This window comes from Calothrix anomala FACHB-343 (genome assembly GCF_014696435.1).
GTDB lineage: Bacteria > Cyanobacteriota > Cyanobacteriia > Cyanobacteriales > Nostocaceae > Aulosira > Aulosira anomala_A.
In genome coordinates this window covers 1-25,301 of the sequence record NZ_JACJQG010000047.1, presented here as the reverse complement: position 1 = coordinate 25,301, position 25,301 = coordinate 1, and the positions used below count along the sequence as shown (strand labels likewise).

Sequence of the window (25,301 nt, the reverse complement as noted above, 5' to 3'; positions counted from 1 at the left end):
TACTTAAAATTAATTGCCACTACCAAGGATAAATAAACTCAGTAATGTGCCGCTATTCCAAAGGCTGTGTAATAGCATGGGAGCCAGTAAGTTACGCGATCGCGTATAGACTACTCCCAACACGATCCCCAAGGCTGTCAGTGGTAAAATTTCTGACAAGCTCAAATGAGCAGCAGCAAATAGCAGGCTACTAATGAGAATAGCTGACCACACAGGTAAGAAACGAGTCAGGGAAGGTAATAAAAAGCCGCGAAAGAGAATTTCTTCAAAAAATGGAGCTGCGATCGCAGCTGTGACAAAAAATAAGCCTAGCGCCACCGAATCTTGGCTTTCTAGCGCCAGTTGTAGTAAGGGATTACTACCACCTTGTCCTTGCCATAGTTGCTGATTAATCAAAGACACCACCACAACTATTGGTAAAGCGGCGCAATAACCGCCAAATCCCCACAAAAACCAATTACCTCGGAAATTAAAGTTAAACCAAAATTCTGGTAAGGGAAAAAAGCGCTTGATCGATACGTACAGTACTAATAGCGCTCCCAAGGCTACCAATACGTAACGCAGCAAAACCGAGAAAGCTTGAAAGCGGACATCACCACCCGCAAATTCGATCGGAAGCAGGGAAAATAACAGGGGGATAAACACTTGTCCCATTAAGAAAAAGCCGATGACAAATACCTGTAAAATGACTTCACCACCCCAAGGTGTTGACCAAGGTAGATCGGCATTTTGCGCTAGTAGAGCGGACTTTCCCTTTACCAAGCGCTGTGCCAACACAGTAATTAGCAGTACCAGACCAACCAAAGCTGTTAAGGTAGGAACAATGCCAATCACCGCTAACTTAACTACAGCTTGGGTAGCCGCTTGTTGTTGTGCAGCTTTTACTGTTGATAGTGCTTCTGTTCTTTGTTGAAGTTCATAGAGTTGCACTAACGCCTGCGAACGAAACCAACCATCTAAATTCTTTTGTATCAGTTCCTGCGCATTCGGTAACAGGCGTGGGGGATTGCTCCACAAACCAATCAACGCCGCCGATGTTTGTGAAAATTCAGGACTATTTTGTGAACGTTGCTGCAAATCAGTCCAAGTTGAGATTGCTGCTTCTGTCTTACCTGGTGCAGCTTGTAAAATTCCCAAACGTAAATCTAATTCAGCCAATAATTTTTGTAGCTGGTTAATAGACTGCTGTAACTGCTGTTCCTGTTGATTAGAGGGATTTTCTCCAGGACGAGTTGCGGGTAAGGGTTTAGCCGGTGCAGGCGCAGTATTTGCTGAAGAACGCAGTTTTGCTAGTTGATTTTTGGCTTGATCCAAATTGGTTTGCACCGATTTCTGCGCTTGTTGATATTGCTGGGCAGCATTTTCTAGGGGTTTATCGCCCAGTATGGCATCCCTCACCCCCGAAAAATTCTCCTCTGAACTATCCTCTGGTTCCCAAGCTTGGGCTTGTAGCGCCAGATTTGTTTGATAAAGTTCTAGGCGACTTTGAAATTGAGGTTCTTGCCAACTGCTGAATAAAGACAAGCCGGACAAGACTAACGAGATCAGCGTCAGCCCAATTAAACCCAACCGTTTGATGCTCATCTACCTTCCCTTGATTAACCAGTTTAGAAGCTCATGCCCCTTGGGAATTATCGCAAGAAAAAGCAAGTGGTGGGTAGATTTGGGGATCGGTAATTTATAAGGATTTTCAAAAGTAGATTTATTTCTCAGTGTTTATTCGTAATTTTTACTGAGTTGATTTGGCGATCGCTTCCTCAGACTTGCAAGGGCTTCATTAAAAGTTAGCACTTAAGTAAGCTATATAAAGATTGTATAAAAAACGTATCAATTTATCTTAGTAATGATAACTTGTAGAATACATTGGTAATTCCCAAGAGCAAGGCTATATAAAGACTTTAAATTATACTGTCGGAGTAATTACTAGAAATGTTGGGGTTGTTTTTTTTACATAAAGTGTGGGATGTAAGCTGCCGAAAAAACCTACGATTACCAAAATTAGGAATAATTATGGGAAAAATAGGTTTAATAGCTCTATCTGATGTAATTTTCTTCACTACTATTGCAAGCGATCGCGCTTCTGCAACCAGAATCAGTCTGATTAATCCCAGTGAGTCTATTTGTGTCAAAGGTCAGGATGCTTGCATCAAAAAAATTGGCAGTGACACCCTCAAAAACTTAGATGAAGTCAATACATTTTTGCAAATTGAACCTTCAAGCAACTCTGCCACAAAACAAGGCTATAACACAGATTCCTTTGTAGTTAAATTAGATACACGTAAAAAATCCCAAGTATCCCGTTCATTAAAGTTAAGTGATGTACCCATCGTCAGCATAGGCGGTACAGACTACCGGGAGTTTATCTTAACTATTAACGAAACAAACCAGACAGTTAAAACCAGTACCAATCAGGAGACAGCAAAGATTGTCTTAGAACAGTTGCAAGTTTTTTTAGGAAATTCTCCCGATCTAACGAATTATCCCATCTTCAAAGGTCGTGCTACCAAAAGGTTCGACTTAGAGCCAAATACAGTTGAGCTAGAAGATATCAACGCGGATAAAGAGATTGGTAGCCATGATTACTTTGTCTATATCAACAACAGCTTTTTTGTAGACAATCAAAAAGGTGAAAAAGATCAGCAATATGTTTATTTATTCTCCAAATTTAATAATGCTGGTACTGGAATAGAGTCTTGGTCTGTCCGCAAGTTAAAAAAATCCCGTATATTACCAGTTGCAGCAGCCGGTGGCGGTGGCGGTGCAGGGGGTATATTAGGTGGTGCCCTTCCCTTCGCCGGACTTTTATCACTGCTTGGTGGTGGTGGTAGTGGTGGTAGTGGCGGTATTGGTGGTATTGGCGGTGGTGGTGACACCAGCAATCCTGCTTACAATCCAATTGTGAATCACGTCAAAAAGGAAGCCTTTATTCCAGAGTTACCCAAGCCACAAGGGAGAGGGCCAGCAACAGACGTACCTGAACCCTCAACAGTGCTAGGTTCTTTGATTGGGATTGGTTTATTAGCCAAAGGAAAGTCTGTATTCAGGCACAAGAAGGACAAGAAGGAAAATTAGGAACTAGGGGAGCAGGGGGACAAACAATTCAAAATTCAAAATTCAAAATTCAAAATTCAAAATTCAAAATTGTTTCTCTGCCCAATGCCCCATGCCCCATGCCCCATGCCCCATACTAAGAAATAGTACTCAAATCTTGTTCGCTCATGGAGTTGAGTAATGTCCAGAGTTGCAGATTTGTAAAATCGGGGATGGCGATAAAAGCGCCAACTTCTAGCAGCACTTTAGAATCGTGAGTAGAAGCTATACCAATGGTGCGGATACCAGCAGCTACAGCAGAACGAATTCCAGAGGGGGAATCTTCTAGCGCGATCGCATCTTGGGCTTGAATCCCCAACTGATTTAAGGCCACCTGGTAAGGTGTGGGGTCTGGTTTACCTGCTATACAGTCTTCAGCTAAAACAACTGTCTGAAATGCTTCTTTAATGCCCAAAACCTCAAGCATAAATTCGGCATTTAATCTAGGAGCATTGGTAACTAAAGCACGTTTTAGCTGATGCGCTTCTGTCCAGGCGATTAATTCTGCAAATCCATTCAAAGGTTGGAGATTTGCCGCCATTTCCCGGAATAGCGCTTCTTTCTCATCTGCAAATACTTGTCCTTCTGCAGGTGATAATTGCGGTAATATGTCTTTGACAATTTCTGGGTTCAGTCGCCCGCTAATGCGAGATTTATAAAACGCTTCATCAATTTCTATGCCATAACTAGCCAGCTTTTGCTGCCAAGCTAGGTAATGTATCGGGTCAGTGTTGACAATCGTACCGTCTAGGTCAAAGAGAATAGCAGCTAGCATGGCTTTTAGATTTTATGTAAATAAATGTTACTTTACCGACATTATAGTTTACATTGTTTTTCGCCTACAGGTCACTTTCTCTAACCCCAGTTTAATTACGAATGACTAATGACTATTGACTAATTTTCCGCGATCGCACTATACAAAATACCTAATATCTTTTTAATATCCTTGATATAATACTCGCTCAAATCAATCGCAACTACATTTCCTTCCAGCTTGAGAAATTGCCAGATAGTACCAATAGTCACAGCACCATATATAGTTTTGATTGGATTTTGATGTCGCTCGTTAAATAATTGAGCAGCTACCATTTCGGCAATACACTGTGCTAAACCAGACCTTAAATTTTCATTTTTGCTTTCTACGAGAACAACTACCGGACTGCGTACCAGCAACTGCTCTGAGGATAAACTTAAAATAAAATCACAAAAACCATTTAATCCGCGTTGGCTATCAACTGTAAAATCAACTCCAGAAAAAAAGCTGATTTTATAATTAAATTTACGCCTAATTTCTAATAAAATTGGGCTAATTATCATTTCGCTGCGAGCTTTTTCCGAACTAATAGCTACAGCTAAATCAACATTTTCTTGCAAAATAGTAGATAACAAATCACTACATTCTTGCTCCTGTACGCTGGCAAACATTCCCGATGACTCTTGGATAGTTAAACCAAAAGCATCAATAATCTCAGCAAGTTTGAAATCGCTATAAGCCATAAATCAATTCAAAATTCAAAATTCAAAATTCAAAATTAAAGACAGCTACCCACAAGGAGTGGGGTTTCTACCTACCTTGCGAAACAAGGATTTTTTCGCCCACTAGGGGCGAAGTTTTAAACCTAACTTTTTCCGATAAAAATTGATGTTTGGTTAATCTTTAGAGACTTTAGAGACGCGATGAATCGCGTCTGTACAAGTACAGCGCTTTTGAGGTAAGTGAGGTACACCAACTTTAGGGATGCTTTTTAAACTTTGAATCTGATTCAGTTGCTGTACCTCATAAACATCGAATCTGCTGTATCAGTTGTCATTAGTTATTTCTCCCTTGTCTCCCTTCTCCCCCTGCCCCCTGCCCTCTGCCCCCTGCCCCAGACTTGACGGTAAGCTGTAAAGCACGCCAAAATTAGTACGAAAGTTCCAGTGGATAAAAGCTGGAGGTCTTGAAGATGACTACTGTGCTTAGTTGCCGTAATTATATTGATGGTCAATGGTTGAATGCTGGCGGAGAAGCTACTTTAGAAAGCCGTAACCCTGCTGATAAACATGAAGTGGTTGCTACTTTCCCCCGTTCGGTAGCAGATGATGTGAATACAGCAGTAAAAGCCGCCCGCCAAGCTTACCGCAGTTGGCGAAAAGTACCAGCCCCAGCCAGAGCAGAATATATTTTCCGTGTTGGGGAAATATTACTCCAACATAAAGAAGAACTGGCTCAGTTAATTAGCCGAGAAATGGGTAAGCCCTTAACTGAAGCCAGAGGCGATGTTCAAGAAGGAATTGATTGTGCTTTTTACAGCGCTGGTGAAGGGCGGCGGTTATTTGGGCAAACTACACCTTCGGAAATGCCGAATAAATTCGCCATGACCGTGAGAATGCCTATAGGAGTATGTGCTTTAATTACTCCTTGGAATTTTCCTGTAGCGATTCCTTGCTGGAAAGCGATGCCAGCACTGGTATGTGGTAATACAGTCATCCTCAAACCCGCAGAAGATACTCCCGCCTGTGCTACTAAACTCATTGAGATTTTTGCTGAGGCTGGTTTACCACCAGGGGTAATTAATTTAGTGCATGGTATTGGAGAAGAAGCTGGAAAAGCTTTAGTTGAGCATCCTGATGTGGATTTAGTTTCTTTTACCGGTTCCTCAGAAACAGGTGCATTTGTTGGCGCTACTTGCGGACGCACTCACAAGCGCGTTTGCTTAGAAATGGGCGGTAAAAATGCCCAAGTAGTTATGGAAGATGCAGACTTAGAACTGGCGTTAGATGGCGCTGTTTGGGGAGCTTTTGGCACAACTGGACAAAGATGTACAGCAACTAGTCGCCTAATTTTGCACCGCGATATCAAAGAAAAATTTACTGCCATGCTTTATGAGCGTACCACTAAGTTACGCTTAGGGGCAGGTACAGATACCAATACAGAGATTGGCCCCTTAATTAATGAATCCCAACTGCAACGGGTAAATAATTATATGCAAATTGCTCGTGAGGAAGGAGCAAAGATTTTAATCGGTGGAGAAATTGCGAACCAAGGGGAACTAAAAAACGGTAACTTCTTTCAGCCAACGATTTTAGATAATGTCACTCCCGATATGCGGGTGGCGCGTGAGGAGATATTCGGGCCTGTAGTGGCATTAATTGAGGTTAGCTCATTTGAAGAAGCGATCGCAATTCTCAACGATACCAACTACGGTTTATCATCCTCAGTTTACACCCGCGATATCAACCGAGCTTTTACAGCCATGCGCGACATTGAAGCGGGTATCACTTATATTAATGGCCCTACTATTGGTGCCGAAGTACACTTACCCTTTGGCGGCGTTAAACATACAGGCAACGGTCACAGAGAAGCTGGCACTACAGCCTTAGATGTTTTCACTGAATGGAAAAGTGTTTATGTTGACTTCTCCGGCACCTTACAACGCGCCCAAATAGATAACAGGGTTAGTCAATAGTCATTGGTCAATAGTCAATAGTCATTTGTCTCCCTTGTCCCCCTTGTCCCCTACCCTACTGTCCCAGTTCTTTGATATTATTCATTACTTGCTGATACAAATCTTTATTGCCTTGATTTTGAAAGATATCAGCAGCTTTTTGTAAATCTTTGAGTGCGCCGGGTTTATCTCCTTGGGCTGCGCGGGCATTACCTCGGTTATTATACGCAGCGCCAAAGTTAGGATTGATGCGAATGGCTTGATTGTAATCGGTGATGGCTGCTTTGTTATCGCCTCTAGCAGCTAGGAGATTACCTCGGTTATTGTAGGCGATCGCATATCTTGTATCTAGGCGAATCGCTTGGTTAAAATCTTCTAGCGCCCGATTTTGCTCCCCAGTAGCCGCCAGGGCATTACCTCGGTTATTGTAGGCTTCGGCATAGCTGGGTGCAAGGCGAATGGCTTCGTTATAATCTTCTAACGCGCCTTTATTATCCCCTTGAGAAGCGCGAGCATTAGCGCGGCTATTGAAAGCTTCCGCATCATTGGGATTGAGTTTCAGAGCTTCATTATAATCTGCGATCGCGGCTTGTTTATTACCCGCATCAAAGTAAGCCAGCCCCCTAGCCTTGTAAGCTGCACTATATCGGGGATTCTGGGTAATAGCTTTACTATAAGATGCGATCGCTGCTTGCGAATCACCTTTAGCGTGTTGATTTTTACCTTGCAAATAAAATTCCTCCGCCCTCGATGTTCTCGCTGAACGACGATTAGGGGGACTCACACCAATTTCTGTTACTAAAACATCGCTTTGTTTACTACATGAAAGGTTAGTAGTTGCACTCAATATAGTTAATAAACCTATAATTAATGCTCTGCCTATTGGTATCCACTCTTGCTTAAACAATTGCAGTTTCATAAGTTGTTCTAAACCGCCATTATACCTAGATAAAATTATTCCTTTAATGAATTTGGGCTTGAAGTTTATCCGGCAATCCTATCTGATTTATGGAAATCATGCTGTTAACCGACTGCCAATAATAAAAAGATTTCACGGAATCATTTAGGGTTGCTATATCCTCTAGGTTTAATTAACGATTATGTCTACTATTAATGTGAAGCGGGTAGATATCACCTGGAGTTATTGTCATAAATAAACCCTCAGAATACCGTCAAAGACAGAGATTAGATAGTTACAGCCTAGATTGAAGTATAAAAACTGCAATTTATCCTGATTTATCTGGTGAGTTTTTCTCTTATTGAAACTGATATTCTAGGCAACAATACTCTATTTTTGCCGCTTTTAATTATACTTTTTAAACTCTATTAAAATAATAATTTTAATTATTTTAGCAAAATCTTCATAAAGATAAAGTTTTCTCTAGGAGGCTACAAGCTAATACTGAATCATCGCTACTGAGTAAGCGAATCAAAACAAGATAAGTAATCAATAATAATTACCTACCTAAAACATGACAAATCCCTTTAAGTATTTCCAAATAAAAAAATATCCTAATAATTAACGTAGCAATCCCGCAATTCTTAGGGGAGGGGTAACCCATACGTGAGTTACCGCAAGGAACTGAAGTTCCTTGCTAATAGCCAAAGTCATCTAAAGATGACTAAATATCCTCCAAATCTTGAGTCTACTTTAGTAGACTTGGGCTATGAGCCTGAGAATTCATTCTCAGGCGGGCGACAAAGCTAAGAGTGAGGCTATTTTTAGCTTAAGTTTACACCAATGAGGGTTACCCCGCCCCTACAAGGTTTTGCTACAACGATAGAACCTTTAAAACATCCTCTTATTGCTCATGTAATTTATATTACATAATTACGAATTACGAATTATCACCATCTGGCTTTTTAGCAGTCAAACGCCAAGCAGTAGTTTCATCAACATCTACAGATAATTGTTCTAAATTCTCACCTAAATCTTTTTGCATCTTCTGAGTTAAGGTAATCGGGAAATCTAAATTTATACCTTGAGTTTCTACTAACCTGACTAATTCAGCAAACGCAACCTTCACCGTTTGACGCTGGTAACTAGTAAGTTTACAGTACGATGTTTCCGATACATTTTGAGCCTGCATCGCTTTTTTAATCCGTTCTTGCAGGTGTTCTAATTCTGAATTAATAATTTGAGATTGTTGCTCAACTTCAGTATACCTAGCACCAAGTAAAACTAAATCTTCTGTTGTCGGATCGGGATTAATTTTTGCTTGCAATTCTAACAATTTTAAATGCACTTGCGCCAGATAGATACAATCTAAATAGGCATAATCAATCTGTTCTTCAGCTAAAGGGCGCTTTCCCCAATCACTAGTTTGTTCTTGTTTATCGATATTATGGAAATTACAAAGTACTGCGGCTAAAGTTTTGAGTTGATAATTAGGTAAAGGTAATAAATAGTAAGGAATAGTTTTAGCTATTTCTAAAGTACAAGTCACATTTTTAGCTTTTTTATTACCCAATAGCTTTAAATCGTAACTAGCATTATGAAATACCTTCTCAATTTCCGGATTCAGCATAATTTGGGTAATAAATTCTTCGATAATATCCGGTTGCTCTAACACATCTAAAAGACAAATATCAGAGCCACTCATATCTTGGGGATTATCTAATACCTGAATAAGCGATAATCGAGGATTCCGACTTTTATAATCAGCAACTTCCGTATCTATCCATAAAATTTGAGCTTGGCTATATTCAGCGATTTTAGCCTGAATTTTTCTGGCATCAGTCAAGTAAGGCATGAGGTAATATTAATTAGACGAAAATCTTAAAATCTGACGACTACTTTACCGCTATTTTGACCGCTTAAGAGATATTGAACAGCCTCAGGAATAGACTCTAAACCTAGAAACTGAGTAGAATCGACAGCAACTTTCAGTTTACCAGTGTAAAACAGATTTAACAGGCGATCGCGTGCCTCTGGTATATACTCTTGATAATGAGGCATCAAAAAGCCGCGTACAGAAGCAGCTTTCCAAAATAGTTGGTGATAAATTCGCGATTGGGTAATTTGTTCTATCTCCTTAGCGTATTCCGAGATGAAACCAACCACCACTAAACGTCCCCGTACAGCCAAATTATCAACGCAAGTATCAAAAACCTGCTTACCCACACAGTCAAAAATCAAATTAATTCCCTTGGGGTACTCTGACTTGAGGATAGCGTTGAGATTTTCTTGACGATAGTTGATAATGCGATCGCATCCCAATTCTCTCAGTAAATTTGCCTTCCCCTCAGAACTACAAGTACCAATCACATGATTACCAGCTAACTTCGCTAACTGTACCGCAATATGGCCAGTCCCCCCCGCAGCTGCTGTCACCAACACCACTTCATTACTTTTCATCTCCCCCACTTGTTCCAATGCCACCAAAGCTGATATACCAGTAGGCATCAGCGTCAACAATTCTGGCGTGGCTTGGCGTACCTTCACCGCTAAATTTGCATCCACAACTTGATATTCTCGATAACCACCACCACGCGCCGTAGTAATAACAGCATCACCAATTTGAAAACCTTTGACATTTTCACCTATCGCCACAACATTTCCTACCGCTTCCACACCCAAATCAAAGGGAGTAACTAAATTCACATAGGGAACATCACCACGACAAACTAAAGTATCAAAGCCACCATTCACCCCAGCGAATTTGTTTTGAATTAAAAGTTGATTACCAGCAGGTTGAGTCAGAGTAACTTCGACAATTTCAATAGCAGATTTAAAATCTTCATTAAATTGCTTCGCTACTAACTTTTTATATTTCTTTTGATTCATTTTTTAATATTGTATTTAACTTACTTTCTCAAAAATATTATGACCTATACCTATTCTCTGTAAACTTGTACATAATAATTGCTTCTTTTCTCTTGAAATTCTTGGTGGTGCATTAAATAAATATTAATTGCACATCATAGTGCATGTATTATATGTAGGGTGCGTTATCACGAAGTGTAACGCACCGTATTAGCCTGTCTAATCTAAAATGTTGCAATAGATTTTTGAACTGCTCATTTTAAAAAGCAAGATTTTCGGTTTTTACTAATGCACTATTTTAGCCTAGACACGCCAGTATTCTCTGCTTAACTTAATTTTTTATCCTACTTTTTCCTCATTCATGATTGAAAAGATCTCAACTTGACAAAGCCTTATCCCACTCTAACTGATGAGCCAAACCATACTTAATAAAATCCGATTCTTGCGCTTGATCGCTCTTACCAAAAACACCTAAACTATAAGGATTATCTTGCATCCTTTCTGCAACTTGCTCTTGTTCAAATTGTCTGACTTCTTCTCTCGGCTTATCTGTTTTAAAAAAGTCTACAACCAAAACCGTTCTATTATAATTAGTGTAATTATGCGGACAATGGGGATAGCTATGATCTAAAACCATAAATTCCCCCTCATGCCAATAAAGCTTATCGTGACATATTTTCATCGCAATATCTCCCTCAGGCACAATCAAACCTAAATAGCCACGATTCATGTGCGGATTATAATTTACATGCAATTTAATATCTAATCCTGGATGAAATGTCCCAAAATAGACATTTCTAATTACAGAATCTTCAATTAAATTTACTTGCTCAATCAAATCAGCTAGATTCGGAAAATATTTCTTTCTTAAAAGCAGTGCCTTTTGTGCTGCTTCATCAGTTCCGTAATCAGGATATTGTATTTGATGAAGCTGAATATATTCTTCAATAAACAAACCTTGAAACAAAATCCCAAAAGCACTATATTTACAATTACTTTTAGTTTTGATAGTTTTACTTTTAGGCCCTAGCACATCATAAGTAAATTTTAATTCTTCCTCAGAAGCTTGTTTGTTAAATCTGGTAAACTCATCTCTAATTACCTGCCATTTTGCTTGAAAAGTTTTGAGAAAAGGAAACTCTTCAGGATTAAGATGATACTCATTAAAACTTGACATAAATTTTCTCCTCAAGCCGTTTTAATAAAAAACTGTTACATTACCAGCAAATTTCGCCAGCATCTCGCTACTATGTTTGTTCGTAGTCAGGATTAAAGTCCTGACTACAACACCTTTAACACTCATTTTAGTGTGAAGTCTACTGTGACTGAATCCTCTCTATTAAATAAAATTATCAAGAATGTCCGCGTAGTTCGTCCCCATAATGATACTGTCGAACTACTAGATTTAGGCATTAAGGATGGCAAATTTGCCCAAATTGCGCCTAATATTAGCCCAGAGCAAGCCAAAGAAGTATTTGATGCTCAAAATCTGCTAGGCTTTCCTGGGGTGGTAGATGCTCACATGCACATCGGTATCTATCAACCCTTAGATAAAGATGCAGTTACTGAAAGTAAAGCAGCTGCAATGGGAGGTGTGACTACCAGCCTCAATTACATCCGTACTGGGCAATATTATCTCAACAAAGGCGGCTCCTATCAAGATTTTTTCCCAGAAGTATTAGCCTTATCTGTAGGTAACTTTTTTGTTGATTACAGTTATCACATCGCACCTATAGCCAGTCAGCATATTGAAGAAATCCCCCTACTTTATGAACAGTTTGGTGTATCTTCCTTTAAAATATTTATGTTTTATGGCGGTTATGGGTTACATGGTTTATCAGACCAACAAAACCTCTTTTTAATGATAAATAAAGAAGAGAGGTATGATTTCGCCCATTTTGAATTTATTATGCGCAGTCTAACACGTTTAATAGAAGCGCATCCAGAAGCGAGAGAAACTATTAGCTTAAGTTTGCATTGTGAAATTGCAGAAATTCTCAACGCTTATACAAAAATTGTCGAAAATGATTCCAGTCTTAGCGGACTAAAAGCTTATAGTGCAGCGCGTCCACCCCATTCTGAAGGATTAGCAATATGTATTGCTTCTTATTTAGCCCATGAAACAAATTGTGCCAATATAAATTTATTGCATCTGAGTTCGCGCAAAGCAATGGAAGCAGCTTTGACAATGCAAACTGCTTTTCCTCACATTAATTTTCGGCGTGAAGTTACCGTTGGACATTTATTATTAGATATTGATACTCCTAATGGTACTTGGGCAAAAGTCAATCCGCCAATTCGCCCACGTGCTGATGTGGAATATTTATGGCAAGCAGTACTCAATAATCAAGTAGATTGGATAGTTAGCGATCATGCTTGCTGTTCTGCTGAACAAAAACGCAGTGCAAAATACCCAGATAATATTTGGTTAGCAAAATCTGGTTTTGGCGGTACAGAATATTTACTTTCTGGGGTATTAAGTGAAGGAAGTAAGCGAGGAATGTCTTACAACCAGATGGCTAAATTATTATCATGGAACCCATCGCGACGTTTTGGTGTATTACAAAAAGGGGATATCGCTATTGGTTATGATGCTGATTTAGTATTAGTAAATCCCCATGAAAGCTTTATAGTAAAAGCGGCTGAATCAGAGTCACAACAAGGCTATACACCATTTGAGGGTGTAGAATTAACCGGAAAAGTCAAGAGTACATTTTTACGCGGTAACCTAATTTACCACAACGGACAGGTATTAGGTTCACCTACAGGACGTTATTTAAAACGCTCCCATTCGGGAATAAAACCATAGGTGTTCATAAGATGAAAGCAGCACGTATTTATGAGTACAGTGGTGCAACTGCTGTGCAGATAGATGAGGTAGAAGTTTTGCCACCTGGCCCCGGTGAAGTCAGAATTCGGGTAGAGGCGGCGGGAATTAACAATTCTGACTTACAGACAACCTATGGAACTTATCAAGCATACCGTAATCAAGAACTACCCTGTATCCTGGGTCAAGAAGCAGCTGGTGAGGTTGATGCTGTGGGATTGGGAGTGAAGGAATTTGTGCCAGGAATGCGTGTAGTTGGACGTGTGAGGGGTGCGTTTGCAGAAATGGCATATGGTCTGGCAACTGAGTTGTTACCTCTGGCTGATGAAGTATCGTATACAGTAGCAGCCAGCTTGCCTATCGTCTATCTAACTGCTGGGATGGCACTGATTCACAAAGCCAATATCCAGCCGGGAGAATGGGTTTTGATACATCCAGGTAGCGGCGGTGTTGGTACCGCAGCAATTCAACTGGCGCATCTGCTAGGAGCGCGAGCGATCGCGACTGCGGGGAATCAAGCAAAGGTACAGCGATTACTCGATTTAGGTGCATTACATGGAATTGATTATAGTATTCAAGATGTAGCTTCCGAGGTGCGGAGAATTACTGACAATTCAGGGGTAGAGGTGGCACTTGATGGTGCGGGAAAAGTAACATTTGCTGATTGTTTAGAAGCGATCGCCAATAATGGATGTATTATCAGCTATGGCACTACAACTGGCCTAGATGCTGCCCTGCCTCTGGGGAAACTGCTGGGGCGCAATATTACAGTTTACGGCATCGCTCTTTGGTATAACAGCGATTATCACTCAAGTTTGGCGACACTTCGGAATTTAGTGATTCCCGCAGTTGCGCAGGGAAAGATACAGCCCACAATTGATGAGATAGTTAATCTAGAAGGGGTGTCTGGCGCACTGATCAAAATACAAAATCGAGATTTGAACGGGAAAATTATTGTAGTTCCGTAATCTCAAATCTAGATCTAAACTCTAGTCAGGTAGGGTGTATAAAAAATGAGCCAACGAATCAAACGAGCATTTTTAGACACAGAAGATGGACAAATTCTTTACCGTATAGGTGGAGAAGGTGAACCCATACTTTTACTGCACATGACTCCCCGCAGTAGTGATGAATTTAAAGAATTGATGCCTCTGTTGGCTGCCAAAAAATTAGTCATTGCAATGGATTTAATGGGGTTAGGTGATTCTGATAAACCCCCAAGAGTTTATTCTGTTGCAGATTATGCTAAAACTGCGATCGCACTTTTGGACGAATTAGGCATAAAAAAAACCAGCATTTTCGGCAGTCTCACAGGAGGCTATATCGCCGGAGAAGTTGCAGCAGCCTATCCAGAACGAGTTGACAAACTTATTCTCTGCAATGTAATTGGATTTGACGCAGAAGAACAAGCAAAAATCCTCAAGAGATATTCTCAAGGATCGCAAATTAAAGAAGATGGCTCTCATTTGATGCCACAATGGTTGTCTCGCGTCAATTACGTCGGAAATGGAGAGTTAAATCACCGTTGTGTTTTAGATGATTTGAAGTCCTTTGGCTCTCCTATATATCCTGGTTTAGCAGTAGCAAACTATTGTCTTTCTGCCCCAGCAAGATTTCGTTTGATTAATTGTCAGACTTTGATTTTGTCAGCAGAAAAAGCGTTAGAACCCTTAGAAAAATATGCTTTAGCTAAAGCTGAAAATCAATCTTGGACTCAGGAAGCCATTCCTCATAGTCAAAGTGTTGAACTAGAAGGCGGAACCCTGTGGATGATCAATCAAATGCCGCAAGAAGTATTTAAAGTAGTAATTGATTTTTTAGAGCAGCAGTAAGTACTTGAGCTAAATCAGTATTAACAGGGGGAAACAGGGATACCCCCAGATTCAAAAATTATTTGCGATCGCTCAACATAACATCAAAGTGTTTCACTGTGGTTTCCGGGTTGATAACTGCTAGCTTAAAGATACAAATAAATTTGCTTACCTACTTAAGAGAAACTGTATGAATGCTCAACTACCACTGATCATTGAGTGTCGCTGCAACGATATGGACTACCGCAAGGAAAATCCCAATTTCCCATACAGTCCACAGGAGATAATCCAAGAAGCGGTTCGTGCTTGGGAAGCGGGAGCCTCAATCTTTCATTGGCATGGACGCGATCCCATAAGCGGGAAGTGGCTTAACGATATGGAATTATATCTCGAAGTCATCGAAGGTATCCGGGAAAAGACCGATCTGATCGTAGACCCTACACTTGGTTACATTACTACACAAAATAATGTAGAGGATCGTGTTAGTCATATTTTGGCAGCAAATGCCAATCCAACTTTGGGAGTTGACATGGTGCCTTTGGAGTTCGGTTCTTTAAATGTGGACTTCTGGGACCCACAGACAAAGCAATTCAAAACTTATGACCAAGTTTATGCCAATTCCCGCGCTCATATTCAGGATGTACTCAAGATACTTACGGAAAATAACATCTACGTTAGTTGTGCTTGTTGGGATATAGGACAGATTAGGACAGCACGCTGCTTTCAAGAGATGGGACTTCTTTCACAAAATACGTTCTGGGAGTTTGTCTTTACTGGAGAAATTATGCCCACTGGTGCGCTAGGGACAGTCTCTGGTTTACAGGCAATGGTGGATGCGATTCCTGCAGGCGCTCCTTGGCTAGTGATGTGCTGGAATGGGGATGTGATGCATTTAGCAGCCTGGGCAATTACCTTTGGCGGACATGTCGGCATTGGGCTGGGAGACGATCCCTATATCCGTTTTGGCAAGCCGCACAATGGCGAGTTAGTAGAAAAGGTTGCGAAGATGGCGCATACACTAGGTCGGGAAGTTGCAACGCCAGCGCAGGCGCGCGAGATTCTAAAGATGCAACCACGAGTATCTTTGCCTGAAAAGTTACAGGTAACTGCTAAGTAACCAGACAATAAGTTAGGACTTAGGGAACTCCAAAAAATAAATTATGCCAAATTGTAGGGGCGGGGTAACCCCGCCCCTACGAGTTGCGGGTTTGGTAAGTTAATGATTGGAATATTTTTTTTATTTGGAAGTCCCTTACCCTCCTTTTGTAAAGGCTACCGTGTATACATATCTTTGTACTGAGTGCAAAATAGTGACTAAACTTGTGTGTACAGGGTAACTGTTAATTCAGTACAAAAAAATGAATCAAAAAATTAAACGAGCTTTTTTAGACACAGAAGATGGACAAATTCTTTACCGCATCGGTGGAGAAGGTGAACCCATACTTTTACTGCACATGAACCCCCGCAGTAGTGATGAATATCGCGAACTCATGCCAATCCTGGCGCAACATAGGCGAGTTATCGCAATGGATTTGATGGGGTTTGGTGATTCAGATAAACCACCGAGAATGTATACAATCGCCGATTACGCGAAAACAGCGATCGCACTTTTAGATGAATTAGGTATAGAAAAAACCAGTATCATGGGAAACCATACTGGTGCTTTTGTGTCTGGGGAAATCGCAGCAACCTATAGCGATCGCGTTGATAAACTAATCTTAGGTAACGTAGCTGGTTTTGGTGAAGGCGGACAAGCAGAACTATTTAGAAGATTTGACGAAGGATTTAAAATCCAAGAAGATGGCTCTCATCTGATGGAAAGATGGTTAGCCCGTTCTCGATACGTCGGCTCTGCCGAATTAAATCATCGTTGGGTTGTAGACGATTTAAAATGTTTTGGTCATCCTTTGTACGCAGTTTGGGCTGTAGGTAATTACTGTCTAGATGCACCAGAAAGATTTCGTGCCATCAATTGTCCAACTCTGATTATCTGGGGAATTGATGATGTCAAAGAATTTGAGAAACTGAGTTTAGCAAAAGCTAGCGATCGCTATTTTCTTTCACAAGCAATTCCTCATGGAAAAGTCGTGGAATTTCCACAAGGAACAATTTGCATGATGAATCAGATAGCTGAAGAAGTAGGGCAGGTAGTCGTCAACTTTCTTAACGATTCACAATAGTTCAGCCGCTAATTTTCTAGGACTGCTGTACACTTAATTTCTACAATTAGTCCTGGTGTAGATAAAGCACTGATCCCAAATCCCGTCCAAGTAGGAAAGTTATTAGTGAAATAGCGATCTTTTACTTGCATAAACAGTGGCAGGTGTGGAATGGTAAACTGCTGTTGTGAAGCATCAGCAGACTGAACTTGTAAATTACCAAGATTCACTCCTGTCACATGGTAAGTAATCATCTCTACCACATCATCAAAAGTCGCTCCTGCTGCTGTCAGTACCTTTTTCACATTCTCGAAAGTCTGGACAAATTGGGCTTCTACTCCCTCTACTACCTGTAAATTTTCATCGCGTCCCACCTGCCCTGAGATATATAATGTATTGTTTACTTTAATGCCAGGGCAATAGTGATACTTTTCATATAAGATTTCCATCCCTTTGGGAATTATGACTTCACGAGTGTTCGCCATCTAAGTAACTCCACACTTTTTCAACTGAAAATTTTCACCGAACATAATTCTTTACGCTCTCATTACTGCCAACATCTCAACAATACTAGAAGTATCTACGCCATTTCCTTGATAACGAACCAGAACTAGTATTGCTTCTGGGATGGAAGTAACGATCGCACTCCTTTTATTTACACCATTTTGGTAATAATTACTTAAAAATTAGACAATATGTAGATATTCGCATTACTCAGTAACAATCCAAGGATGCGATCGCTTTTTTTATTTTCGTGCAAGCAAAGTTAAAATTTTCTCAGTAAGTGTCAAATATTACGCGATCGCTAAAGCTACAAGATAAACTTATCTTCAATAAACTGATTAACCTGAGTGTTGATTTTTGGGGAAAAGATTCTCTATCCCCTTCTTTTCCCACTCAGTTTAACTACTGAAGCCTCCGTTTCACTTCTTCAGCCAAATCTGCTAACGCTACTTCTATTTGTTCGCCTGTTTGCAAATCTTTGAGTGATGATTTTTGTGCTGCTGCTTCATCAGCACCAATAATGACACAAAATCTAATTCCCTGTTTATCTGCTGCTTGGAATTGTTTACCTAAAGGGCGTTTTTCAAAATTTGTCACTACATTAATTCCCGCCTGACGCAGATTTTGTGACACTTTTAAATAAGTCGGCATCAAATCTTCTTGCATATTCACAACCATTACCTGTGCAGGTGTAGCCGCTAAGGTATTGAGAATACCTGCTTTGAGTAAGCGACTAATTAAGCGAGTCAAGCCGATGGAAATGCCAACACCAGGCATTTTCTCACCAATAAACATGCCTACTAATTCTTCGTATCTACCACCAGAACAAATACTGCCTAAAGCTTCATGTCCGATGAGAGTTGTTTCGTAAACAGTGCCAGTATAGTAATTTAAACCACGAGCTATAGATAAATCAATACAGAAACGCTTTTCGGGAACGCCTAAATTCCGCACACCTGCAATTACTGTTTCGATTTCGCTCACACCTAAATTAAATTGTTCGGCATCGGGGAGATTTTGTGATAGGTATTTGAGTTTATCTAATACTTCATCAACAGTACCATCTATGTTAATAAAATCAATAATTTGTTGGGTTTGTTCTGGGGAAATTCCTTCTTTATCTAATTCTTGTTTGACTTTAGCTTCGCCAATTTTTTCTAAGTTATCAATGATGCCGATACAAGATTTAATTTGATTTTCGGCAATACCTAAAGATTGAAAAAATCCAGTAAGAATTTTGCGGTTATTGATGCGGATAACAAAATCACCGATGTTAATAGCCTCAAATATTTCAGCGATAATTGCGGGCATTTGCGCATCATAAAGCAAGCTGAGTTGATTCCGCGCTACGACATCAATATCACACTGGCGAAATTGGCGAAATCTTCCATCTTTTGCCCGTTCGCCCCGAAATACAACGTCCATTTGGTAACGCGCAAAGGGAAAGGTTAATTCGTTGAGGTGACGGGCAATGTATGCTGCTAAAGGTACTGTTTGGTCAAATTTTAAGGCCCTAGCTTCTGAACCTGTTTCCCCGGCTTTGTCTTTCTCGGCTTGCCGATTTGGTGGCAGGATGGGATCGATACCATAAATGATGTTATCACCTTGGTTGCCTTTTGCTTGTAGTACTTCTAAGCGTTCTACAGCAGGTGTTTCGATGGGCGTAAAGCCGTAACTTTCAAAAACTCTGCGGATAATATCAAGCAAATATACTTCTAAACGTTTCTCGCTAGGGAGGAACTCAGGAAACCCGCTTGGGGTAGAGAAATTAATTTTGTCACCTTTTGCCATATCCTACACTGCCAGTTTTAAACTTGAGCTTTTAGATTTTAGATGAGAATGAGCCGTGGCGTACATAGTGGAAGGGAAGGGAGACAAATGACTCTTGTAGAGACGCGATTAATCGCGTCTCTGACTTATTTATGTACTACAACCAAAGTCCCAATTTTTGCCCAGTTGTAAAGTTGACGGGCTTGTTTGACGCGCAAATTTACACAACCGTGACTAACTGGTGTGCCAAATTTGTTGTGCCAGTAAGCACCGTGAATTGCATAAGCCCCGTAAAAGTACATAGCATAGGGGACATCGGGAATGTCGTAATCTTGACCCCGCATTCGGTGAGAGCGATATTTAGAATTAATCCAGAACTTACCTTTGGGTGTGGGAGTTGTACGCTTACCAGTGGAAATGCGGTATGAATAGATGCGCTTTTTACCTTCCCAAGCAATTAACCGTTGTTCTGATAGATCAATTTCAATCCAACGAGGCGCGGATTTTTGCTGATTTTCTGGGGAGGCTGCGTTGGCTTTGGCAAAGTTGGAGTCAACTGTAACTGGTGGTAAGCAAAATAACAAAGTTGCCAAGCTTAAAACTGTACTTGTACAGAAATTTCTTGAGTATCGTAACCAATTACTTTGATTTCTACTTTGCATGAAGTGTCACCTTTTTTATTTGTTGGCTAAAAATTCAACTAGTTTTGGAGTCTGACAAAGGATTGGGAAGGAGATAAAATTTACTTTGTTTTTTTCAGTTTGTTTCCTTACTCCCTTGTTACACAATATACTTATGGCAGAGATTAGGCAGTAGACGCACTGAAATTAATACTGATATTTTTCTTTTGTTATTTGCATCGCAGTATTCTTGACAGGAGTAACGTAACTGGCATATCATCTCGGTTTCGTAGAGAGGATTTTATTTCTCATAATCAGAACTAATAGATTGACTACAAGCAAATAACTTTAATTTTTATTTGCTAACTTGTGTAAGTGCTATTTAATGGTGATTTAGTAATTTGAAAAAATTTATTTAAGGATGATAAGAGATATATTTGTTGTTATTTATAATTGGTTTTTAATTATGAATACATAAAACCACATCTATTTTGAGAACCATAGTTTTAAAAGTAGTGGGAGCATCTTGCTCCCTGTTAGTAGTAGCGGGCAAGATGCCCGCACTACTCCTGGTTTCAAAATGGACGAGGTTTATTATTCTGCTATTCAATAATTAAACAGCATTTTCGCTATCTCAGTGCATCGCATTAGAATCTTTAATTTCCTGGTAGCGAGTGGATAAAATTTAATTTATATCTTTATTGATTCATATTTAGAGTTTGCAAACAGATAAATTGATTACGTTTGGCAAAAATCTAATTAAATCTGCTCTAATAATACATTAATAATAAAGAATTGATAATAAATCTTGGCGATACATTAATATATTCTAGAGGGCATGGCAGTGCCAGTGCCCCTACAATTTGTCGTATTAACGGACTGGGTATAAACCATCAATGAATTCAGGGATGAAGTAAATTCATGGTATTAAGAGAAGTTGAAAATTTACAGCAGGTTTCATGCATTTGAACCACAATCGTAGTAGGGGCACGGCACCAGTAAGATTATTGTATATATGAGAAGATTGTGGATGCCGTGCCCCTACAGTGTGGTCTATTTACCTAAAAATTGCTGTAAAATTATCATAATTTAAATAATTTTGGCGATACATTAATATATTCTAGAGGGCATGGCGGTGCCAGTGCCCCTACAATTTGTTGCATTGTCTCTAACTGAGATATAAAAATTACTGCATTCGATCGATTGTCCGATATTGAATTGCTTCGGCTACATGATGAGCTTGCAACTCATCTTCGCCCGCTAAATCTGCAATGGTACGTGCTACTTTGAGAATGCGATCGCTTGCTCTGGCTGATAAGCCTAATTTTCTAATGGCTGCTTCTAATAGATTCCTGGCAGTATCATCGAGTTTACACCATTTCTGTAAGTGGCGACTTTGCATTTGGGCATTACAACGCAGATTTGGTTCACCTTGAAAGCGAGACAAGGTGCGATCGCGTGCTTGTTGGACTCGTTTGGCTACTGATATCGATGATTCCCCTGTGGGTTGTTGGGTAATTTCTTCTGGTTTCAGGCGATTCACGGCTACTTGTAAATCTATTCTGTCCATTAAAGGGCCGGAAAGTTTCGCCCAGTAACTTTCTCTTTGTCGAGGCGAACAAGTACATGGTTGAATTGTATCGCCGTAGAAACCGCAAGGACAAGGATTAGTACTCGCTACTAAGGTAAACTGTGCTGGTAAGGTAATTGATTGTCTAGTGCGGGAAATCGTCACATAGCCATCTTCTAAAGGCTGGCGGAGAAATTCTAAGACATCCCGTTTAAATTCGGTTAATTCGTCTAAAAATAAGATACCCCGGTGAGATAAGGAGATTTCGCCAGGACGGGGAAAACTACCACCACCGACAAGGGAAGGGCCAGAAGCCGAATGATGAGGACTGCGAAAAGGGCGATCGCGTACTAAGGAACCACGATTTTTTAATAACCCAGCTACCGAATGAATCCGCGTCACTTCTAAAGCTTCCGCAAAACTTAGCGGCGGCAGAATACCCGGTAATCGTCTTGCTAACATGGTTTTACCGCTTCCGGGAGGGCCGACAAAGATTAAATTATGTCCGCCAGCAGCAGCAATTTCCAAAGCACGACGCGCGTGAGCTTGTCCTTTCACATCCTGTAAATCTACATTAGCAAAATGTAGTCCTGGATTTTCACCAGTTTTAATAGTTTCATCAAGTTTTACTGGTTTGTAGGCGGAAGGACGATTTAATAAATCAGCCACCTCAGATAAATTTTTGCAGCCGTAAACAGTTAAACCTTCTACTACTGCTGCTTCTTGGGCGTTATCAATGGGGACAACTAAACCTGCAATTCCCATTTTTTGCGCTGTGGCTGCAATGGGGAGTACGCCAGCAACAGCCCTTAAACTACCATCCAGGGAAACTTCGCCTAAGAATAAAAAATCACCCAGTAAATCGGCGTTAACTTGCTCGGAAGCTGCTAAAATGCCTACGCTGATAGGTAAATCAAAACTGGGGCCTTCCTTACGTAAATCAGCAGGCGTTAAGTTAATGACAATCTTTCGTTGAGGAAAAGCAAAACCCGCATTTTTTAAAGTTGCTTTTACCCTTTCCTTGGATTCTTGCACGGCTGAATCTGGAAGTCCTAATAATACAATTCCTGGTAATCCCCCTGATACATCGACTTCCACACCTACTTTAACGGCGTCGATGCCAACAATTGATGCACTCCAGACTCTAGCTAGCATTTCTTATATAAGAATAAACCTTTAAAATCTCTAGCAGATGAGTAAATCGATTGACATGAGTGAAACTACAGAGACAATTTTCAGCAAAATCATTCGGCGCGAGATTCCCGCCGACATTATTTATGAGGATGATTTAGCTTTAGCTTTCAATGATATTCAACCCCAAGCGCCGGTGCATTTTCTCGTGATACCGAAAAAGCCAATTGCTAAACTAGCTGATGCAGAATCACAGGATCATGCAGTATTAGGACATTTGTTATTAACAGCCAAGCGGGTTGCAGAACAAGTGGGGCTAGAAAATGGTTATCGGGTGGTGATTAATAGTGGGAATGATGGCGGGCAAACTGTGTATCATTTGCATCTGCACGTTCTCGGCGGGCGGGCGTTAAAATGGCCGCCGGGTTGATTATTATGGGGCATGGGGCTATTGTTAGCAAGCCCAGCTTTGTGGGCTAAATTAAGGCTGCGGAGGCAGGCTTTGTACCGTTAGCCGCACCCTTGAGGGTGACGGCGGTTTGTCGGGTAAGGGACATCCAATTTTTTAAATACCCAATCAATTTGTAGTGCGAGCGTCTCGCTCGCTTTAGAACAACAGCGAGCAAGATGCTCGCACTACGGAATATGGGTAATTTATTTTTTGTAAGTCCCTAAGTGGTAAATCTTCATATTTTGACACATCGCCTACCCGATATATCGCCCGCAGGTTGAAACCTGGGGCTATCGTTACAAAGCCCACCTTTGTGGGCTAATACCAATTTAAATAGTGTTTGTGGCACATCAATCTATTCTAGAGGGCATGGCAATGCCATGCCCCTACCATCTGTCGCATTCTTTTTTCAAATTGGTATAAATTAAGCCTGCGGAGGCAGACTTTGTACCGTTAGCCGCACCCTTGAGGGTGACGGCGGTTTGTCGGGTAAGTCAGAAATATTCACCTATTCATACCAATTCACTATGATGATGCACTTAATATTTATTTAATGAACCGCCTTCGCGTAGCGTCTCGCAGAGAAGACGCCAAGTACGCCAAGAGAACAGAAGCAAGTATTAAGTGCAAGTTTACAGAGAATTGGTATCACCAACAGAACCATTTAAAAAATGACAAATGATAGATATAGTAAATGTACATAAATCATTAAGATTTGATAGTATCAACAACATCATCAGCTTTACGCAAAACGAATAAACTACCATCACCACCCCTACCGATTCTGAAGGTTTCATCCAGGTAGGTAATGTCAAGGCTAGCAACTCGATTTTGCGGATTATTTGCGGAAACTACCTTAAAAGGATTGAGTTTGGGCGTGTTAATCCCGACGATTTGCTCAATTGCTAGGTAACGCTTATCAAAATAAACATTGATGCGTTTATTTGCTGGTGGCGATACATCTTCCGGTGCTGGTTCAAAGCTAGCGGTAACTTTGACAAAGCCAGAAATTATCCCCAGGGGATGTTTGACATTAGCCAGATTAAAAAATGCTTTATTGGCAACATCAATTACTTGATAAACTGTACCTACCTTTAAACCAAAGGGCAATGAATCTAAAGCGCGAATCTCTCTGGCTGTAGAATATTGCAATTGCCAAGCACCATTTAATAATGCAGTTGCATTCAGCAGGGGGGAAGGATTGGGATTGAGGCTTTCTAGTTCCACCGTCAGTTGTTCAACTTCTGCGGCTACGGCTTGGTCTAGCTTTAAATTAGTAACAGGTGAGCCTTTGCTTTTGGTTTGCAGCTGCTCTAGCTTGGCTTGTAATTTTTCTTTCACTAAGAGTCGATTTTCCAAGGATTCTACCATTAACAAGCGAAATTACAACTTTAATTGCAGCGAACGCATTTGGGGCTAAAGTTTTCTCGTCCCTATTCAATTTTAAAATATTTCGCGCTCAGGCGATCGCATTCGTTGGCTATCCTCATGTATGCACAAAATGCGCCAGCTTTATCATTTACACATATTCAATAATCATTTTTAAATTTTTCATAAACAAAAAAGCATTTCGCTTTCTCATTTATCAAAATCAAGTACTCATTTTCCTGTTTTAAGTAAGCAAAAAGCCATTTCACCTTCTCAGTAAGGCTTTTTGCTTTTTCATTATTGTGTTTTCCGCAAGTGAAATACCATTTCACCTACTCAAAAAGCGATATCGCCTACTCGTTTCGGTAAATCGCGTACTCGTTTTGGTGTTTTCCGCAAGTGAAAAGCCATTTCACCTACTCATTTGGGTAAATCACGCACTCATTTTAGTGTTTTCCGCAGGTAAAAAGGTATATTGCTGGCGCAAAAATTGCCATGTTTGACAATAAACACTTGTGTAGCTACGCTTTGTGGTTTTTAGCGATGTCTAGGTTGGGTTACGCCTACGGATTTGTTGTTAGGGAAATCCAAAAATAAATTATCCCAAATTGTAGGGGCGGGGTGACCCCGCCCTTACAAGTTACCGACTTGGTAAGGGGAGCATCCCAAATGTGCAAAAACGCCCTCACCCTATAAGGGCTTGTCATTACCAACATCTTTTAAAGTGATTGGGTAATCAAATCAGCAGCCCAACACATATCCTGTAATCGCAACCAGCCTCGCCATAAGGTCTGCCAACCGGGCAG

20 protein-coding genes are annotated in these 25,301 nt (G+C 40.5%); 8 read left to right on the top strand and 12 right to left on the bottom strand.

Annotation, left to right across the window (positions count from 1 at the left end; genetic code table 11):
* Window positions 1-9 precede the first annotated feature (9 nt).
* Window positions 10-1,584, bottom strand: a complete 1,575-nt coding sequence (locus H6G08_RS23840; protein ID WP_190547442.1) for a CPBP family intramembrane glutamic endopeptidase — start codon at window positions 1,582-1,584, stop codon at window positions 10-12.
* A 426-nt stretch (window positions 1,585-2,010) separates the two neighbouring features.
* Between H6G08_RS23840 and H6G08_RS23835 the strand changes: the two genes are divergently transcribed.
* Entirely contained in the window at window positions 2,011-3,072 is a 1,062-nt protein-coding gene (locus H6G08_RS23835; RefSeq protein WP_190547439.1) for a PEP-CTERM sorting domain-containing protein, read from the top strand.
* A 115-nt stretch (window positions 3,073-3,187) separates the two neighbouring features.
* Here the strand turns inward: H6G08_RS23835 and H6G08_RS23830 are convergent, their stop codons facing one another.
* Both H6G08_RS23830 and H6G08_RS23825 read right to left on the bottom strand, forming a co-directional pair.
* Window positions 3,188-3,865: an HAD family hydrolase gene (locus tag H6G08_RS23830; protein ID WP_190547431.1), complete on the bottom strand. Its 678-nt coding sequence runs from the start codon at window positions 3,863-3,865 to the stop codon at window positions 3,188-3,190.
* A 119-nt stretch (window positions 3,866-3,984) separates the two neighbouring features.
* The gene (locus tag H6G08_RS23825) at window positions 3,985-4,587 is read right to left on the bottom strand and encodes a hypothetical protein (RefSeq protein ID WP_190547429.1); all 603 of its coding nucleotides are present in this window, start codon (window positions 4,585-4,587) and stop codon (window positions 3,985-3,987) included.
* Window positions 4,588-5,036: 449 nt separating this feature from the next.
* Between H6G08_RS23825 and H6G08_RS23820 the strand changes: the two genes are divergently transcribed.
* Window positions 5,037-6,539, top strand: coding sequence for an aldehyde dehydrogenase family protein (locus H6G08_RS23820; RefSeq protein ID WP_190547427.1), 1,503 nt, complete (start codon window positions 5,037-5,039; stop codon window positions 6,537-6,539).
* 55 nt (window positions 6,540-6,594) lie between these two features.
* Here H6G08_RS23820 and H6G08_RS23815 read toward each other — a convergent pair whose 3' ends face one another.
* The 4 genes from H6G08_RS23815 to H6G08_RS23800 form a co-directional block, all read right to left on the bottom strand.
* Entirely contained in the window at window positions 6,595-7,437 is an 843-nt protein-coding gene (locus tag H6G08_RS23815) for a tetratricopeptide repeat protein (protein ID WP_190547409.1), read from the bottom strand.
* A 919-nt stretch (window positions 7,438-8,356) separates the two neighbouring features.
* Window positions 8,357-9,271 (bottom strand): ribonuclease D, encoded by a 915-nt coding sequence (locus tag H6G08_RS23810; protein WP_190547407.1) that lies wholly within the window; start codon window positions 9,269-9,271, stop codon window positions 8,357-8,359.
* A gap of 26 nt (window positions 9,272-9,297) precedes the next feature.
* On the bottom strand, window positions 9,298-10,305 hold the full coding sequence (locus tag H6G08_RS23805) for a zinc-binding dehydrogenase (protein ID WP_190547405.1): 1,008 nt from the start codon (window positions 10,303-10,305) through the stop codon (window positions 9,298-9,300).
* A 355-nt stretch (window positions 10,306-10,660) separates the two neighbouring features.
* Window positions 10,661-11,461, bottom strand: a complete 801-nt coding sequence (locus H6G08_RS23800; protein ID WP_190547403.1) for an aspartyl/asparaginyl beta-hydroxylase domain-containing protein — start codon at window positions 11,459-11,461, stop codon at window positions 10,661-10,663.
* A gap of 144 nt (window positions 11,462-11,605) precedes the next feature.
* Here H6G08_RS23800 and H6G08_RS23795 point away from each other — a divergent pair, with 144 nt between their 5' ends.
* From H6G08_RS23795 to H6G08_RS23775, 5 genes are all read left to right on the top strand, one after another.
* Entirely contained in the window at window positions 11,606-13,093 is a 1,488-nt protein-coding gene (locus H6G08_RS23795; protein WP_190547401.1) for an amidohydrolase family protein, read from the top strand.
* An 11-nt stretch (window positions 13,094-13,104) separates the two neighbouring features.
* Window positions 13,105-14,079: a quinone oxidoreductase family protein gene (locus H6G08_RS23790; RefSeq protein ID WP_190547399.1), complete on the top strand. Its 975-nt coding sequence runs from the start codon at window positions 13,105-13,107 to the stop codon at window positions 14,077-14,079.
* Between the two features lie 45 nt (window positions 14,080-14,124).
* A complete protein-coding gene (locus tag H6G08_RS23785; RefSeq protein WP_190547397.1) occupies window positions 14,125-14,943 on the top strand; it encodes an alpha/beta fold hydrolase in 819 nt (272 codons plus the stop codon).
* 169 nt (window positions 14,944-15,112) lie between these two features.
* Window positions 15,113-16,039, top strand: coding sequence for a beta-keto acid cleavage family enzyme (locus H6G08_RS23780; RefSeq protein WP_190547395.1), 927 nt, complete (start codon window positions 15,113-15,115; stop codon window positions 16,037-16,039).
* 241 nt (window positions 16,040-16,280) lie between these two features.
* The gene (locus H6G08_RS23775) at window positions 16,281-17,102 is read left to right on the top strand and encodes an alpha/beta fold hydrolase (RefSeq protein ID WP_190547393.1); all 822 of its coding nucleotides are present in this window, start codon (window positions 16,281-16,283) and stop codon (window positions 17,100-17,102) included.
* 8 nt (window positions 17,103-17,110) lie between these two features.
* On the opposite strand, the gene H6G08_RS23770 is transcribed toward H6G08_RS23775, so the two are convergent.
* From H6G08_RS23770 to H6G08_RS23755, 4 genes are all read right to left on the bottom strand, one after another.
* Window positions 17,111-17,566 (bottom strand): RidA family protein, encoded by a 456-nt coding sequence (locus H6G08_RS23770; RefSeq protein ID WP_190547392.1) that lies wholly within the window; start codon window positions 17,564-17,566, stop codon window positions 17,111-17,113.
* A gap of 421 nt (window positions 17,567-17,987) precedes the next feature.
* Window positions 17,988-19,376 carry a histidine--tRNA ligase gene (gene hisS / locus H6G08_RS23765; RefSeq protein ID WP_190547390.1) on the bottom strand — a complete coding sequence of 463 codons (1,389 nt, stop codon included), beginning with the start codon at window positions 19,374-19,376 and terminating at the stop codon, window positions 17,988-17,990.
* 125 nt (window positions 19,377-19,501) lie between these two features.
* Entirely contained in the window at window positions 19,502-20,017 is a 516-nt protein-coding gene (locus H6G08_RS23760) for a L,D-transpeptidase (RefSeq protein WP_190547388.1), read from the bottom strand.
* Window positions 20,018-21,161: 1,144 nt separating this feature from the next.
* Window positions 21,162-22,700 (bottom strand): YifB family Mg chelatase-like AAA ATPase, encoded by a 1,539-nt coding sequence (locus H6G08_RS23755; protein WP_190547386.1) that lies wholly within the window; start codon window positions 22,698-22,700, stop codon window positions 21,162-21,164.
* Between the two features lie 55 nt (window positions 22,701-22,755).
* Here H6G08_RS23755 and H6G08_RS23750 point away from each other — a divergent pair, with 55 nt between their 5' ends.
* Window positions 22,756-23,106 carry a histidine triad nucleotide-binding protein gene (locus H6G08_RS23750; RefSeq protein ID WP_190547518.1) on the top strand — a complete coding sequence of 117 codons (351 nt, stop codon included), beginning with the start codon at window positions 22,756-22,758 and terminating at the stop codon, window positions 23,104-23,106.
* A 729-nt stretch (window positions 23,107-23,835) separates the two neighbouring features.
* Here the strand turns inward: H6G08_RS23750 and H6G08_RS23745 are convergent.
* The gene (locus H6G08_RS23745) at window positions 23,836-24,498 is read right to left on the bottom strand and encodes a PAP/fibrillin family protein (RefSeq protein ID WP_190547384.1); all 663 of its coding nucleotides are present in this window, start codon (window positions 24,496-24,498) and stop codon (window positions 23,836-23,838) included.
* Window positions 24,499-25,301: the final 803 nt, after the last annotated feature.

What these genes read in the sequence shown, in the direction of transcription:
- H6G08_RS23785 (WP_190547397.1), top strand. Translation starts at nt 14,125, where the DNA reads ATGAGCCAACGAATCAAACGAGCATTTTTAGACACAGAAGATGGACAA.
- H6G08_RS23775 (WP_190547393.1), top strand. Translation starts at nt 16,281, where the DNA reads ATGAATCAAAAAATTAAACGAGCTTTTTTAGACACAGAAGATGGACAA.
- H6G08_RS23820 (WP_190547427.1), top strand. Translation starts at nt 5,037, where the DNA reads ATGACTACTGTGCTTAGTTGCCGTAATTATATTGATGGTCAATGGTTG.
- H6G08_RS23800 (WP_190547403.1), bottom strand. Translation starts at nt 11,461, where the DNA reads ATGTCAAGTTTTAATGAGTATCATCTTAATCCTGAAGAGTTTCCTTTT.
- H6G08_RS23745 (WP_190547384.1), bottom strand. Translation starts at nt 24,498, where the DNA reads ATGGTAGAATCCTTGGAAAATCGACTCTTAGTGAAAGAAAAATTACAA.
- H6G08_RS23755 (WP_190547386.1), bottom strand. Translation starts at nt 22,700, where the DNA reads ATGCTAGCTAGAGTCTGGAGTGCATCAATTGTTGGCATCGACGCCGTT.
- H6G08_RS23830 (WP_190547431.1), bottom strand. Translation starts at nt 3,865, where the DNA reads ATGCTAGCTGCTATTCTCTTTGACCTAGACGGTACGATTGTCAACACT.
- H6G08_RS23825 (WP_190547429.1), bottom strand. Translation starts at nt 4,587, where the DNA reads ATGGCTTATAGCGATTTCAAACTTGCTGAGATTATTGATGCTTTTGGT.
- H6G08_RS23805 (WP_190547405.1), bottom strand. Translation starts at nt 10,305, where the DNA reads ATGAATCAAAAGAAATATAAAAAGTTAGTAGCGAAGCAATTTAATGAA.
- H6G08_RS23815 (WP_190547409.1), bottom strand. Translation starts at nt 7,437, where the DNA reads ATGAAACTGCAATTGTTTAAGCAAGAGTGGATACCAATAGGCAGAGCA.
- H6G08_RS23840 (WP_190547442.1), bottom strand. Translation starts at nt 1,584, where the DNA reads ATGAGCATCAAACGGTTGGGTTTAATTGGGCTGACGCTGATCTCGTTA.
- H6G08_RS23770 (WP_190547392.1), bottom strand. Translation starts at nt 17,566, where the DNA reads ATGGCGAACACTCGTGAAGTCATAATTCCCAAAGGGATGGAAATCTTA.
- H6G08_RS23835 (WP_190547439.1), top strand. Translation starts at nt 2,011, where the DNA reads ATGGGAAAAATAGGTTTAATAGCTCTATCTGATGTAATTTTCTTCACT.
- H6G08_RS23810 (WP_190547407.1), bottom strand. Translation starts at nt 9,271, where the DNA reads ATGCCTTACTTGACTGATGCCAGAAAAATTCAGGCTAAAATCGCTGAA.
- H6G08_RS23780 (WP_190547395.1), top strand. Translation starts at nt 15,113, where the DNA reads ATGAATGCTCAACTACCACTGATCATTGAGTGTCGCTGCAACGATATG.
- H6G08_RS23790 (WP_190547399.1), top strand. Translation starts at nt 13,105, where the DNA reads ATGAAAGCAGCACGTATTTATGAGTACAGTGGTGCAACTGCTGTGCAG.
- H6G08_RS23750 (WP_190547518.1), top strand. Translation starts at nt 22,756, where the DNA reads ATGAGTGAAACTACAGAGACAATTTTCAGCAAAATCATTCGGCGCGAG.
- H6G08_RS23760 (WP_190547388.1), bottom strand. Translation starts at nt 20,017, where the DNA reads ATGCAAAGTAGAAATCAAAGTAATTGGTTACGATACTCAAGAAATTTC.
- hisS (WP_190547390.1), bottom strand. Translation starts at nt 19,376, where the DNA reads ATGGCAAAAGGTGACAAAATTAATTTCTCTACCCCAAGCGGGTTTCCT.